Genomic DNA, 14,340 nt, shown 5'->3' with positions numbered 1-14,340 from the left:
AGTATGCACCGCCCACTAACAACCATATTTCAAAAATAAGCCCAGAAGAGTTAGCGATTTCTGTGCCAACAAACGTCATTTCTTGAATTGAAATTAGCGATACAATCGAAGAATCTTTGACCAAAGAAATCGCTTGCCCAGCTAAAGCCGGCGTGATCGCCGCCAATACTTGAGGGGCAATGACGTATCGGTATTTTACCCATCGAGACAGCCCTAAAGAGTGCGCTGCTTCCCATTGACCTTGAGCGATTCCGGCCAAACCTGAACGAACAACTTCAGCGATGTAGGCCGATGAAAGCATCCCAATACACACAATTCCAGAGAACAAATTTTCCCATAGATGAGAAGGACCAAACAGCCAATGCTGAATGACATTGGTTGGCTTATGGTGTTCCCGTAGTAGGTTTTCTAGGCCCAACAACGGGATCAGTTGATTGGAGACAAAAAAATAAAAAATGAACACGAAAACCAGCGGCGGAATGTTCCTAACTAATTGCACAAAAGCGTTAGCCGGAATTCTGAACCACGAAAACTGAGAGTGGCGTGCTACGCCAAGCAGTGTGCCTAACACAAGGGCCAGCACCATCGCCCAGACACTTAAGCGCAAAGTAGCAACTAACCCCTGAAAGAAATAAGGGATAGCACCATGGCTCGTTGGGGTGAAAATCAGAGCAAAAGCTTCTTGCCAACGCCAATTATAATTCACCCCAAGCTCGGCTCGGTGCGTTAACCAAATAACAAAGCCTAACAGTGCTACGAGTAACGCATAATCGAGCTTATTGAGCGATAATCGTAGCCATGGTTTAAGGCTCCGTTTTTCATACAGTACGGTTTTTGTTCTATTCACATCCGCCCCTCAGGCTATTGCCCTGAGACGATTTGGTTTTGCCAATCTAGCGTTGAGAACCAATATTCGTAGCGCTCATTTAACCAGCCGTCATTGGTTCGTTCAATAATCCATTGATCAAAAAAGGCTTTTTTGTCCTCTTCACCTAAGCGAACGGCAAACGCTTCGTTTCCTTTGGACAACCGTTCATTGAAAGGAATGAACAGTTTGTCACTGTGTTTCACTGTTTCATGTTCAGGTTTAGGGCTTGACGCAATCACGGCGTGTGCTTGGCCGTTTAATACTTCTTGAAAGGCTTGTGCATCGTCATCAAATTGCAGAATTTTGGCTTTGGGGAAGGTTTCACGAGCGACTTGAACGGTAAATGCTCCGCGTCGCGCTGCGATAGTCACTCGACGAGAGTTGAAGTCTTCAATGGTGGAAAAGCCATTAGCTAAGGATTGATTGGCAGCAAGCTGCACGCCTGAATGTGAGTAGGGGGTGGTAAAGAGCACGCTTTTCGAGCGTTCTGGCGTGATAGACATGCCGCCGATAATGACATCAAATTTCTGTGCTAAGAGTGCTGGAATAATGCCATCCCACGCGGTAGGTACAAATTCCACTTTCCAACCTGAATCTTCAGCAAGACGTTTGGCAACATCAATTTCAAAGCCAATTAGGTCGCCTTGCTTGTCGCGCATTGCCCAAGGCACAAACGTAGACATACCCACACGCAATGTGCCTCGTTCAGTGATTTTATCAAGGCTAGGCGTTTCACTGGCAAAGGCGGGTATGGAAATGGTTATCCCTAGTAACATGGTCAACCCGAGCGATAGAGCGGCGATAGCCTTCAACCCAGCGCGTTGCCACGCTTTTGGTGCAGATTTCTGCATGATGTTCTCCTTTTAAGGATGATTATTGAGCGCGCCATTGCGCCCCGAGTTTGTGTTCTAACCATGCTGAAAACCCTGATAAAGACAGAGTTAACAGTAAATAAATTGCAGCGACGGTAAACCATATTTCAAATGGCATCGCCGTTTCTGAGACAATATTTCTACCTTGAGTGGTTAAGTCAAAAATAGCCATCACACTGACGATAGACGAGTTTTTAATTAATGACACGACTTCATTGGTCAGTGGAGGTAATGTACGTTGGATAAGTTGCGGTAAGATCACATCAACATAGGTATAAAAACGAGAAAGCCCTAATGTTCGTGCCGCTTCAAACTGTCCCTTCGGAATGCTGTTTAAACCACCACGAAACACTTCGGCAGTATAAGCGCCTTGAAACAGTGCCAAAGCTAAAATGGCGGTAGAGAAGCGATCTAAGCCCAGCACTGGGCCAAACACAAAATAGAGCAGGTATATCTGCACCAGTAGCGGCGTGTTGCGGATAAGCTCAATATAAATATTGGCCAACCAACGCCCTACCACAGAATTGGAAAGCTTCAACAAAGCGGTTGTTAAGCCAATGACCAGCGTAAAAAATAGGCTGACCGTTGAGATTTGTACCGTGACGGCTAACCCTTCGAGCAGTTCCGCGGGCCACCATTCACCCTCGTCGTAAAAAGCGATGAAATCAGGCACACGATGCCATTGCCACTGGTAACCCATAGCATGTGCGCCAGAATCAAGTATCCATACCATCCCCGCAAGCAATAGAACTATCTGTATTAGAGCGGAGAAGATCGGTTTTATCAGTACTTTTATCATCAATGGCTCAATATTTGGTTGAGAAACTGTTGAGTTCTTGGGTGTTTTGGCTGACGAAATATCTCTTCCGGCGTAGCGATCTCGAGAATTCTTCCTTCATCCATAAAAATGACGCGATCCGCTACTTTTCGGGCAAAACCCATTTCATGAGTGACGCACATCATGGTGATGCCATCTTGAGCAAGATCTACCATGACATCCAGTACCTCCTGGATGGTTTCAGGATCGAGAGCTGAAGTGGGTTCATCAAACAATAAAATTTCTGGTTGCATACAGAGTGAGCGTGCAATGGCAACACGCTGTTGCTGACCGCCAGATAATTGCACCGGATATTTGTCAGCTTGGTCAAGAATATTCACTCGCTGTAAAAAATGGCTCGCTCTTTGTCTTGCGGCTTGCTTACTCAATTTCAGTGTACGAATTGGAGCTAAAATAAGGTTTTCAATCACCGTCAAGTGAGGGAAAAGGTTGAAATGCTGGAAAACCATACCGATTTTTCCTGCAGGCTGTGTGATGTCGGAATGGTTAGAGTTCAGGGTGATCTCGCCCGCGGTGATAGCTTCTAACCCATTGACCGTTCGGATTAATGTTGATTTTCCTGAGCCTGAAGGGCCACAAACGACTAAGATTTCCCCTCGACGAACCTGAAGAGTAATGTCTTTCAAAGCGTGAAAATTATTGTACCACTTGTTTACTTTTTCAAACTCTATCGCATTCATGGTTGAATATCTTGTTGCTATTTTGTTATCACCTACCTTAGCAATATCAACGAGATAATGCACCTACGAAGCTCATATTAGCGTTAATTTGTGGGTTCCAGCATAAAGGTGTAACTATTTTTTTACGCAATGATAATCTTGTAAAAAAGTAGCCAATATTGCCTTTTGTTGAAAATAATGATTGAAGTTGTGGTTTTTAGTAGATAAGTTACAGGGGAGAGCCGAAAGCAAGGCTGCGTATAGATCCAACCTGTCCGTTGTTCGGTAGGCAGTAGAAAAGAATAAGGAAGAAGTAAGCAATGTTTCAGACTGATGATGTAAAAATTAAACGAGTTAAAGAGTTATTACCTCCTGTTGCGGTTCTAGAAAAGTTTCCGGCAACAGAAGTTGCTTCTTCAACCACATTTCAGGCTCGAGAAGCCATTCATAATATTCTACAAGATAAAGATGATCGCTTATTGGTGATCATTGGCCCATGTTCAATTCATGATCCTCAAGCGGCTGTTGAATATGGAAAACGTCTTAAAGTGTTGCGCGATGAACTAGGTGATCGCCTTGAAATTGTCATGCGTGTCTATTTTGAAAAACCTCGTACGACCGTCGGATGGAAAGGGCTCATTAACGACCCTTATTTAAATGATACCTATAAAATTAACGATGGTTTACGCATGGCGCGTAAGTTACTGCTTGATTTGACCGATATGGGGATGCCGACAGCGAGCGAATTTTTGGATATGATCACACCGCAGTATGTGGCTGACCTTATCAGTTGGGGTGCTATTGGTGCTCGTACAACAGAATCTCAAGTTCACCGTGAACTCGCATCGGGTCTATCTTGTCCGGTTGGGTTCAAAAATGGGACAGATGGCAATATCAAAATCGCTTCTGATGCGATTCGCTCTGCCAGTGCATCGCACCATTTCTTGTCGGTCACTAAGTATGGTCATTCGGCCATCATTCAAACGGCAGGCAACCCTGATTGCCATATCATTCTACGAGGTGGTAAAGAGCCAAACTACAACGCTCAACATGTCGCGGCTATCAAGCAGGAACTAGAAATCTCCGGTTTACCACAAAAAGTGATGATTGACTTTAGCCACGCAAACAGCTCTAAACAGTACCAGCGTCAACTTGTGGTATCACAAGATGTGAGTGAGCAGATTGCATCGGGTGAACATGCTATTTTTGGTGTGATGATTGAGTCTCATCTCGTTGAAGGACGTCAGGATCTCGTGGATGGTTGTGCGGCCACTTATGGTCAATCGATTACGGATGCATGTATTGGCTGGGATGACACTGAAGTGGTATTGCGTCAGTTGGCTGGTGCCGTAGAGGCGCGTCGCGCACGCTAAATATGGCGTCACTCTATAATATAAAGTATCAACAGAGCTCCCGATTCGGGGGCTTTTCTATTTAGACTCAGCTCTGATCGCGTCACTTTAAGCGCTATGGTTGTGAAAAGTGCTCAGATAATGCTGAACGACGATTTTTACTTGGGTCGCCGTTTTCATCGTTTTCTACCGTGCTTTCATAGCCTTGTTTGATAAAGCGTTGTAAAGGCATGACAGGTTCAATGCGCTTGAGTTGAGGGGAGTTTGTTGTCCCAGCAAGTTGGTAAATGGTCACGCCACTACCAGTGTTAATCACAATTTTATCCCCATCATATTCAAACTGAGTGCTGACTAAGCGATTATTTCGAAACACGCCATTTGAATTGAGAGTTAGAACCTCAGTGCTATAACTGGGTGTACCGATTTCGATCCATGAACCATAGACATTTTTGGGGCTTGTATACTCTTGATAGCTCACTAAAAGTAAAGTGGCAAAACTAGCTGCGATAGTGAACAGCACTATCCAAAAAAGACTTTTTAATACCCATTTTTTTTTCATAGGGTGACCTGAAGAGGCTTTATTTGCATGCGTGAAACCCTTAACTGCCATTCCCACTCCATAACGTAAGCAATCAGCGACTAGTACCGGTAAGGCTAACCAATTAAAACAAGGTTAGAGAGTGGAATATGTCGTGTGGTTTAGCAAATGTCACACTGGAAAATATGATCTTTTTTCCAAAACTAGTACTAATGGATGACAAGATGAACATTGCATCATGAATTTTGTTGACTTACCGATCAGTATAGGTCGCGTTTCACTATTTGTTTAATCCCAATTGCCACTTGTGTATTTTTACGATTTCAGATAAAACGGCTTACAAACGTGTTATTCACCATATTTTGGTGGTTTATTTTACAAGGAAGAGAAATGATCAAAGAAAACACATACTTCGACGGGGCTGTTAAATCTTTAGGTTTTGCTCACCAAAGTGGTGACAGTTCGGTGGGCGTAATGGCTCCTGGCGAATACACCTTTGGCACGGCGGCTCCTGAGCGTATGACAGTCATCAAAGGTTCGTTAACGATAAAGCGTTTAGGGGATGAACACTGGTCTACATTTAAAGCGAATGAATCTTTTGAAGTCGCTGAGAATTCGTCCTTTGATTTGAAAGTTGCCGAAGTAACAGCTTATTTGTGCGAATATTTGTAGTTGAAATAGGGCTTAAAAGCCCTATTTCTTATTGAGCTGTTAAGCCAAATTTTGCATAGATAGCTTCGATCCTTCCACTTTTTACCATTTCAGACAGAGCGTTTTGTAATGCATCCGCTTGTGGATGGCTTTTAGGCATACCGTAATAGTTGCCGATAGTGTTTGGATAGTAGTAGGTTGCTACTTGGTAGTTACTAAAATTGATTGTTTTTAATTCCACTTCTAACGCAGGTAAATCCAATACGATAACGGTATCTATTCTCTTTGCCTCTAGCATTCTTGCTAGGTTGAAGTCATCATTAACAACCGTTCTATTTATCTCTTTGTCTTGATCAAACGCTTCGAAATAAGCGGTACCTCTTTTCACACCGACATTCAGCTCTCGTAAATCTTGATAATTGTTGATTGCTGGCCCATCACTGCGAGTGACAAAAACAATATTCCGTGTTTGCTCACTTATAGGACCGATAAAGCGAACAAATGCTTCTCTGTCTGCTGTTCGTATGACACGTGGAACAATGTCAACAGTACCATTTTCTAAAGTAGCAAGGCTGCGAGGAAATGGAATGTTTCGCCACTCGATATCGAAGCCTATATTTTTTGCTGCTTCTTCAATGATTTCCTTTAATGGGCCGCTGATTTTTTGACCATCTGGACTGATCACCATTTCTGGTGGTCGATGCCTAAAATCAGCTTTAAGGGTGTTAGCAAAAAGCGTTGAGCTGATCAGCACTGCTGCCAATGAAATGAGAATATTTCTAGTCAATACCCACATATTTCGTGCCTCTCGTCAAATTTACTACTTGAGTATAGGCAAACTTTCTGAGAACCCCAAAATGACACTTAAGATCAGCCGGATGGCTACCCTATGATTAATACTGTTCAAACAGACCTGAGTTGTAGTCTTTAATTGCTTGTTCTATCTCAGAAAATGAGTTCATTACAAACGGCCCATAATGCACTACAGGTTCATCAATGGGTTGCCCCATTAGCAACAATACTCCGCTCGTATCATTGGCTTTTAATGTTAAGAACTCACCTTTTGAGAGCAACGCTAGCTCGCCTTGTTTCAACACTTTACTGCCTAGCTGTGCATTGCCTTTGTAGGTAAATGCCATGACATTAAAGTAATTGGGAGTGGCGATCTCTAATTGGCTACCCGGTGTTGCTCGCCAGTCGGCCACGCTCAATTTAACGCCCGTTTTTGTTAATGGGCCTGTTACTATCTGGTTGCCACAAGTGACATCACCCGCAAGTACTCTCAGCAGGCCAGCCTCTTGAGAGTGGTATTCGGTAATGGTTTCGGGTTGAAAGTCGTGGTATTGCGCTGGCGCCATTTTTTGGCTAGCAGGCTGATTGATCCAAATCTGAAAACCGTGCAACTGACCTTCAGTCATGATTGGCATCTCGCTGTGAATAACACCTCTTCCTGCGGCCATCCATTGGGCACCACCAGAGCGTAATTCACCGACATTACCCATATGATCTTGATGTTGGAAATGCCCATTTAGCATATAAGTGAGAGTTTCGATTCCTCGGTGTGGATGAGGAGGGAATCCACCAATATAATCGGCTTTTTGATCAGATTTAAATTCATCGAGCATTAAAAATGGTGAAAAATTAGCGTTATTAAAGCCAGCAACGCGGCTAATTTTTACGCCATCTCCATCCGAAGTGGGTTGTGCGGGGATTATCTGTTTTATTTCACGTTGCGTTAGCATAATGATTCTCCTTGTCGGTATAACATCAGTCTAAGACAAGGTGCTGATAAAGAAGAGCGCTGTGTTTTGAAGGTCTTCGTCGAGAAATTCGAACATATCTTGAGGGGGGCTATAATTAAAGTAGGTTGGATCACGAGGAGGATGCCCAATGTCTATGTTGCCCAAACATGAAGATCAGAATCCGCATTATGATCCCAAAGAGGATTTTACGCTTGAGCAGATGCACCGATTTACCAAGGTGGCTAATCAAGCGCAGAAAAATCGCGATACGCTTGAACAGCTCAGTGATAAAGACGTTTCCATTGTTGAAGCAGCAAGGCGTGCGGCAATGAGGCCAGTGATTCACCCTAAACCAAATAAACCTAATACAGCACGCTACGCCGCATGGATGGTGGTGGTATGTGCAGTAGGTTTGTGGATTATGTATATGACTCGCTAGCTTTCTTTATTGGTGTCACTGTTGCTGAATGGGTTGCAGTAGATGCGTCAGTATGGTCAAGTGAAATATGTTGGTAATACTGATATTGATTTTTGCCGTTGTGTTTTGCTGCGTACATCGCTTTGTCTGCGCACCGAGTCAGCTCGGCCAAGTTATCAGCATCGGAAGGAAACAAAGCAGCGCCGATGCTGACGGTGAGGTTATTGATCATTTCTGACCCTTGATATTTATCCTCAAACAGATAACAAATCCGGTTGAGAACGCCATCCAAATCCTTAACCGTTTTGATATCGTAAAGTAGTAGCACGAACTCATCTCCGGCAAATCTCGCGATGGAGTAATCGTGTTTATCGGTTTTCCGGTCTTTATTTCGGACGTTGTTTTTTAAACGATTGGCGAAATATTGCAAGACTCGATCCCCGACCTCATGTCCGTAGCTGTCATTAATGGATTTGAAATTATCAATGTCTAGAAAAACGAGTGCGGTGATGGTTTTTTTATCAGTCTGCTGGGAGAGTTTTTCACGTGCCCAAGTTTCGAAACTCCAACGATTGGCGAGCCCAGTCAGTTGGTCGGTGTAGGCAAGGTCTTCAATTCCCTCTTGATAAAGATGCTGGATATAGCAAACCGCTTTGTTGTAGTAGTAAGAGGAAATATGACACATGCAACAGAGTGCGATGAGACTGAGAAAAAACCGATCTATGGGGAGATATTGAGGAAGAATATCGGCACCGGAGAGTTGTACTGAGACGCCAATTAGCATAAAGAAACTACAGCTAAAAACTAAGCCTATTCGAAAGTCATTAATGAAGATCACCGCCGCAATAATTGGAAACAACCACAGCACATTGCCGACCATATGCTGTCCATATAGTAGTAATATGACCCCTTTTGTTAACAAGATGGCACTGAGGAATAAATCGGCATAGGAGGTGTTATCAGAGTGATGGTAGAAATAAAGGTAATTAGAGGCAATGGCGATCAAGCATAATAAATTAAAAGTGCTCAGGTAATATTGCTGTTCAAGAAAATGAAGAATGCCATAAAAGGCGAAAAGTAGCACAGACACAAATGAGCATAAGGCAACGACCCTACGCTTGCGTGACGCTCGCATATTGGCCATCTCTTCTAAATGTCTACCTACCAGTTCAGTCATACTCGATCTCGATGCTATCCTAAAGTATTAGATACCGAGTTAAGTCTAGAATAAATAACAGAGTTTTGCGGACGAAGTGCATGGAGTCAGTTAAAAAATACAATGGCTAATCATTTGGCGTTTTCGTTAAGTCATTAGGCTATTAATAATCGGTGATCAATTGTTTTATAACTTATTGTATTATCAGCATGTTTTGTCGATTATTTTAACGTTGTTCAAATAAGCCATTATTTAAGCCATTATTTTTTTATAAAAAAATGAATATAAGCAAATGTGGATATAGCAAAAAAATCTAAGCCGTCCTGTAGTTACATTACAAATTTAGTTACATCGCAAATTCTTTTTTGATCCAACTTCTTAACACTAAGATACTCTCTTGTTTCAGTTGCTCTTTGGCACAAACGAAGTAGTAGTCTTGATAGGGATTAGTCACTGCGGAACCGAGTTCTTGTAGTAGGCCTAACTTGATGTCATCTTTTACAAAGAGGCGATGGGTAACGAAAATACCTAATTGGCGGATAGTAGCTTGTACGGCTTGTGCTGAAGAGACAAATGATAGGTTTTTGCGACTTGCTGGCATGGTAAGTTGATAAGCATCGCACCAAATTTGCCAGTCTTTTTTGCGGCGCTCGTTCACAGCGATAATCGCTGGGTGGCATTTAAGTATGGATGAAAGCGTCTGCTTATCACCTTGCTTTATGAGGTCAGGTTTTATGAGTTCAGGGCTGCATACCAGCACCAATTCATCTTCGGCAAGTTTCTCACAATAGTAGTCTTGCCACTCATCTTGTTTACCATGAACAATCGCGATATCAACGTTCTCTGATGTTAGAGAAAAAGTGCCTGTTAAACTCGATATTCTCACGTCTATATGTGGCGCGTGCTCTTGAAAGCGGTTAACTCGTGGTATCCACCAGTGCAGCGCTAATGAGTTGACCATGTTGAGTGTCAGTCGGTTATGGCGCTCATCTCTCATAAGCACTTCAGTTGCTTCAACGATTTGCTCCAAAGCAGGCGCAATTCTCCGATAGTATTTTTGACCAGCATTATTGAGTACGACGTGACGCCCAACGCGATTGAATAGCGGCTGGTTTAGCTGGTTCTCTAATGCTTTTATTGATTGACTGATGGCTGAATGACTAACATTAAGGTGCTTTGCTGCATCTGTCATGCTGCCTGTTTCTGCTACGGCAATAAATGAGTAGAGTGACTTGAGCGGAGGTAGTTTTCGCATTGGTAAGTTTCTCTTACAGGTTTGGTTAATATTACTCGTTATTTTTCCTTTCGTCATTGTTCTATGATGGCTGTACTAGAGGAGAGTTGTATGAACCCACGAATTTTGGCTCCATTATTTATGTTGTCCTCCACATTTAGCTTGTCATTGACAGGGCTACTGTCTAAGTTTCTTGCACATGAGATACCGCTACAAAGTCTCAGTTTTCTCCGATTTTTACTCCCCGCGCTTATATTGTTGGGAGTAATGAGCTTAACTCATTTCCGTTTTCCTCCCAAAGGTATGAAACGGGCTCTGTGGGTTCGCTCAGTATGTATTGCAGGCTGTCAGCTCTGTTTTATTTACTCACTTCAACATCTTTCTTTGGTGGAAAGTGTTGTATTGTTTAGCACTGGTCCACTGTTTATTCCTTTGTTAGAAAAATTAATATTTGGTGTAGTGATGAAAACAGGCACGGTTGTGAGCTTGGCCATTACATTTATCGGGGTGTTACTGCTGGCTGGCGATGTTTCGGGCATCCATTTACGGATGGAGTTATTGGTCGGTTTACTTGCGGGAGCGCTGAATGCGGGATCGCAGTTAAGCTTGTATCGAGCGACGAAAAGTAATATGCGATCTATTGATATCAATGCTTGGACGTTTGTGTGTGCATCAATCTTATTACTACCTTTGTTATTTCTTCCTACCGTAGACGCGAATGTACTTCAACAAACCTGGGGCAGCTTGCAGCAGTTAGCTGTGGTTATTGCCTTGAGCGGAGTCTCTATATTAGTCATTAACACTCAAATTTTTCGAGCCAAAGCCTACCGTCTGGCACACTCTGGCTCGCAGCTCGCTCCGTTAATTTTTACCAATTTGCTTTTTACCGCTTTATGGCAACAGTTGTTTTTTAATGTGCAGTACTTGCCAACACAAATGGTAGGATTGGGCTTGATTGTGATGGCAACTTTTACCGGAATTCTTATCCCGAAGCTATTTAAATCCTCAGTATCGTCAAACCAGCTTAAATCAGCTTAACCCGCTTATTGCTACTGTCTGATGAGCCCATAAGGCAGGCTAGAAAATACCTTAGGATTATTTTTCACTGTGGGCGCTTGGTTGGTTTTCTGCCAGTCAAGTAACATAATGGCAAGTACATTGCGGTGCTCTCCGTCGGCAAGGTCAAACACACCTGAGGTAGAGGGGATCATCCCTTTCTTTTTATCAATCGCTTGTTGAATTGCGAGACGAGTTTTTTCTACAACAGGATCTTTTTCTAAACCTGCGAGTAGAAAAGTGATCCCAACTTCAGCAACCACATCTTCCTTCGCTCTTAGCAAAATGGTATCGATATTATTGCGAAAGTAGTCGAAGATCCATTGATGCTGCTGCTCTTTAATGGGATTTTGATAGTATTCCGAATCGGCAAAAATAATGTGTGTCATACCATACAGCTTATTGCCATATTGTTGCGCGGAGAGTGCTTTATCAGCAGAATCTGGGTATGTTTTCCTAAAGCTATCAATGAATGGTTGTACGACATCTTGTTCACCTAACTGGCGTAACCAATAGACTTGGTTAGCAAGTTGTGCGGCCCACGCTTTAATCATTTCTTCATCAGTGGCGTACTTAGTAAAATCATAACGGCGGATCACTTGGCGCAAAAGCTGATCTTCTTTATGTTTCAAACCATATTCGTTGGCACGGGCCATAGAGCCTAATAGGTCGACGCCTAAGTAGAGGTATTCTGGCATATGTTTAGTGGCGATATAGCGTAATTGGCTGCGTTCATCTGCGTCATCGAAGTATCCAGCCAAACGTTGCTCAGAGTAGAGAAAAACCTGTTCAGCAGTTGAAACTTCTGCGGAAAATTGATTAAGTCGGCTCGCCACGCGAGCAAGATCACTCCACACCGCTGCTGAATATTTAGGGTCTAGAGTTTGGCGATACATCCGTAACCCATAGTGCCCCTCTTTGAATGCCGGCAATGTGAAAAGTTGCTCTTCATAGGTTTGACGAATAAGCTCCGCAGATTCAGAAAAAGTGTTATTCGTTGTTGACGCCGGCTCTGCATAGCCAGAGGCAGGCAACCACAATGTAATAGCTAATCCCAGAAATAGGCCACTCTTTTTTAATAACATGATGAAAATACACCTCTAAGCTAATATTCATAATAACATTAGCATTTAATGGATTTATTATTGTTGGTGATGTGTCAAGTGTGCGTAAAATGACCGCTTTGAGCCGTCGTTAGGATAATGCGTTTAGCTGATTGTGCTTTTTACGCTATGCAAATTGATGAATTAAAATATTGCTATGTTAGCAAAAAGCTACGAGTTCATTTGGTTATATCAACAAATTTGTAATTAATTTGGGTATTCCCTCATTAATTACGTTAATCTTAAGTAAGAAGCACTATTCTAAATAGAGCAAGTAAAACCATACACATGTAGTGATCGCTACAGGCTAGTGAGGGAGAGTTGCATGAGACATATCTCAGGCAAACAGTGGTCTGTCAATTTGCTTCTCGTTGCCTTCATCATTTTTTGTGGAGGGTTGATCGAAATTATCAACTTCAATCAACGAAGTTTTATCCGAGATAATCTTCAAACCAGAGCAAAGGAAGAGCTTTCGATTATTCGAGCTCAGTTAGAAGCTGCCATTTTGTCTGACATCTATGTAGCAAATGGGCTAACCAGTTTAATTGCGATTAACGCCCATTCTCAGTTCGAAGATTGGGAAAAGATTGCGGCTAATATTTTACATGAAGGTAGACATTTGCGCGTGATTGGGCTGGCGCCTGATGATGTGATTCGTTACACCTATCCATTGAGCGGAAATCACAAAACAATAGGCTTAGATTACCGTACCGTTCCCAAACAATGGGCCACGATCTTAAAAGCAAGGGAGATCCAAGAGATCTTCATTGCAGGCCCTGTGAACCTGGTTCAAGGTGGGCGAGGCCTTGTTGCTCGGATTCCTATATTTACTGACCCTCCTGATAACCAACAATATTGGGGAGTATGCAGTGTCGTGATCGATTTAGATTCGCTATTACTTTCCACTGGCGTTGAACGTTTTACTCACCGCTTTAATTTGGCGATACGTGGGGTAGACAGTACTGGTTCGGAAGGCGAGGTATTTTTTGGTGAACAAGAGGTGTTCACGAAAGCTTTTGCAAAACAAAGTGTTCATTTTCCCTATGGCGGCTGGGAAATTGCTGTTGCACAGAAAAGCGATGTTTTAGGTCAAGTGCCTTGGTATCAGGTCCACATTGTACGGTTGTTAGGCTACCCGATCTTAATCTTGTTGGTTGCGGCGTTTATTACGATATATCGCTTGTACTCTATTGCTAATGAAAGAGCACTTCATGATGAATTAACTCAGCTTCCTAACCGTCGGTACTTCATGTACACGCTTGATCGATATTTTGAGCAGGCTATCAAAATGGACCAATCGGCTGGTTTTGTGATCCTCAACATTGATATTGATAAGTTCAAATCGATCAATGACACCTATGGGCATGCTGCGGGTGACAAGGTATTGATTGCTTGTGCGGAGCGAGTGAAAAGCGTATTGCGTTCTTCGGATTTAGTTGCACGCATTGGCGGTGATGAGTTTCTGGTTTTGCTGTCTCGAGTATCGGACAACGATGATATTGAGCGGATCAGTCTCAAAATAAAAAGTGCGTTGTGTAATGCGCCAGTCATTTATGAGCAGCACTTAATTAACCTACATGTCAGTGTAGGCGCAGCCGCATTTAGCCCCGAATTTGATAATGTGGATGCGATGTTGAAACTGGCTGATGAGCGGATGTATCAAGAAAAGAGGCAACAGTACTACTAAATCGTTTATTCAGATTTGCATTTTGAAATTTAATTGCAAAATGCAAATTTATTATGCGACACGTTGTAATGAAACCGCTCATAAAGTAGACAGATAAGGTGTTTTTTGGGAGTTTTAAAGTTGGCATGCATCCTGCTATATAGTAAGTGACCCTTCTAAGCCGAGG

General features: G+C 42.8%; 15 protein-coding genes. 5 read left to right on the top strand and 10 right to left on the bottom strand.

Annotated features, from left to right (window positions below):
* The 4 genes from AACQ17_RS16735 to AACQ17_RS16720 form a co-directional block, all read right to left on the bottom strand.
* A partial coding sequence (locus tag AACQ17_RS16735; RefSeq protein WP_094167692.1) for an amino acid ABC transporter permease occupies positions 1-847 on the bottom strand: 847 nt, incomplete at its 3' end.
* A gap of 14 nt (positions 848-861) precedes the next feature.
* Complete coding sequence (locus AACQ17_RS16730) at positions 862-1,644, bottom strand: transporter substrate-binding domain-containing protein (protein ID WP_170935160.1); 783 nt, start codon at positions 1,642-1,644, stop codon at positions 862-864.
* Positions 1,645-1,741: 97 nt separating this feature from the next.
* Positions 1,742-2,539: an amino acid ABC transporter permease gene (locus AACQ17_RS16725; protein WP_094128079.1), complete on the bottom strand. Its 798-nt coding sequence runs from the start codon at positions 2,537-2,539 to the stop codon at positions 1,742-1,744.
* Positions 2,539-3,258, bottom strand: coding sequence for an amino acid ABC transporter ATP-binding protein (locus AACQ17_RS16720; protein WP_094147290.1), 720 nt, complete (start codon positions 3,256-3,258; stop codon positions 2,539-2,541). Before AACQ17_RS16720 ends, AACQ17_RS16725 begins: the two co-directional genes overlap by 1 nt.
* A gap of 299 nt (positions 3,259-3,557) precedes the next feature.
* Between AACQ17_RS16720 and aroG the strand changes: the two genes are divergently transcribed.
* Positions 3,558-4,610, top strand: coding sequence for a 3-deoxy-7-phosphoheptulonate synthase AroG (gene aroG / locus AACQ17_RS16715; RefSeq protein ID WP_013868087.1), 1,053 nt, complete (start codon positions 3,558-3,560; stop codon positions 4,608-4,610).
* A gap of 94 nt (positions 4,611-4,704) precedes the next feature.
* Here aroG and AACQ17_RS16710 read toward each other — a convergent pair whose 3' ends face one another.
* Positions 4,705-5,148, bottom strand: coding sequence for a DUF2850 domain-containing protein (locus AACQ17_RS16710; protein WP_026027942.1), 444 nt, complete (start codon positions 5,146-5,148; stop codon positions 4,705-4,707).
* Between the two features lie 369 nt (positions 5,149-5,517).
* Here AACQ17_RS16710 and ppnP point away from each other — a divergent pair, with 369 nt between their 5' ends.
* Positions 5,518-5,799, top strand: a complete 282-nt coding sequence (gene ppnP / locus AACQ17_RS16705) for a pyrimidine/purine nucleoside phosphorylase (protein ID WP_166538041.1) — start codon at positions 5,518-5,520, stop codon at positions 5,797-5,799.
* Positions 5,800-5,827: 28 nt separating this feature from the next.
* Here the strand turns inward: ppnP and AACQ17_RS16700 are convergent, their stop codons facing one another.
* Together AACQ17_RS16700 and AACQ17_RS16695 are read right to left on the bottom strand one after the other, a co-directional pair.
* Positions 5,828-6,574 carry a substrate-binding periplasmic protein gene (locus AACQ17_RS16700; RefSeq protein ID WP_013868084.1) on the bottom strand — a complete coding sequence of 249 codons (747 nt, stop codon included), beginning with the start codon at positions 6,572-6,574 and terminating at the stop codon, positions 5,828-5,830.
* 97 nt (positions 6,575-6,671) lie between these two features.
* Positions 6,672-7,520, bottom strand: a complete 849-nt coding sequence (locus AACQ17_RS16695) for a pirin family protein (protein WP_094147003.1) — start codon at positions 7,518-7,520, stop codon at positions 6,672-6,674.
* Positions 7,521-7,668: 148 nt separating this feature from the next.
* Between AACQ17_RS16695 and AACQ17_RS16690 the strand changes: the two genes are divergently transcribed.
* Complete coding sequence (locus AACQ17_RS16690; protein ID WP_013868082.1) at positions 7,669-7,959, top strand: hypothetical protein; 291 nt, start codon at positions 7,669-7,671, stop codon at positions 7,957-7,959.
* On the opposite strand, the gene AACQ17_RS16685 is transcribed toward AACQ17_RS16690, so the two are convergent.
* Together AACQ17_RS16685 and AACQ17_RS16680 are read right to left on the bottom strand one after the other, a co-directional pair.
* On the bottom strand, positions 7,940-9,115 hold the full coding sequence (locus tag AACQ17_RS16685) for a GGDEF domain-containing protein (RefSeq protein ID WP_047687751.1): 1,176 nt from the start codon (positions 9,113-9,115) through the stop codon (positions 7,940-7,942). The two genes, AACQ17_RS16690 and AACQ17_RS16685, sit on opposite strands and share 20 nt — an antisense overlap.
* Before the next feature lie 325 nt (positions 9,116-9,440).
* Positions 9,441-10,349 (bottom strand): LysR substrate-binding domain-containing protein, encoded by a 909-nt coding sequence (locus AACQ17_RS16680; protein ID WP_017045988.1) that lies wholly within the window; start codon positions 10,347-10,349, stop codon positions 9,441-9,443.
* Positions 10,350-10,439: 90 nt separating this feature from the next.
* Here AACQ17_RS16680 and AACQ17_RS16675 point away from each other — a divergent pair, with 90 nt between their 5' ends.
* Complete coding sequence (locus tag AACQ17_RS16675; protein WP_094147251.1) at positions 10,440-11,366, top strand: DMT family transporter; 927 nt, start codon at positions 10,440-10,442, stop codon at positions 11,364-11,366.
* An 11-nt stretch (positions 11,367-11,377) separates the two neighbouring features.
* On the opposite strand, the gene AACQ17_RS16670 is transcribed toward AACQ17_RS16675, so the two are convergent.
* Positions 11,378-12,469 (bottom strand): DUF3541 domain-containing protein, encoded by a 1,092-nt coding sequence (locus tag AACQ17_RS16670; RefSeq protein ID WP_094147250.1) that lies wholly within the window; start codon positions 12,467-12,469, stop codon positions 11,378-11,380.
* Positions 12,470-12,797: 328 nt separating this feature from the next.
* On the opposite strand from AACQ17_RS16670, the gene AACQ17_RS16665 reads away from it, so the two are divergent.
* Positions 12,798-14,174, top strand: a complete 1,377-nt coding sequence (locus AACQ17_RS16665; RefSeq protein WP_017045991.1) for a diguanylate cyclase — start codon at positions 12,798-12,800, stop codon at positions 14,172-14,174.
* Positions 14,175-14,340: the final 166 nt, after the last annotated feature.

This window comes from Vibrio sp. V10_P2A27P122 (assembly GCF_963874335.1).
Taxonomy (GTDB): domain Bacteria; phylum Pseudomonadota; class Gammaproteobacteria; order Enterobacterales; family Vibrionaceae; genus Vibrio; species Vibrio anguillarum.
The sequence above is the reverse complement of the archived record's forward strand: the minus strand, read 5'-3'. Positions and strand labels throughout refer to the sequence as shown.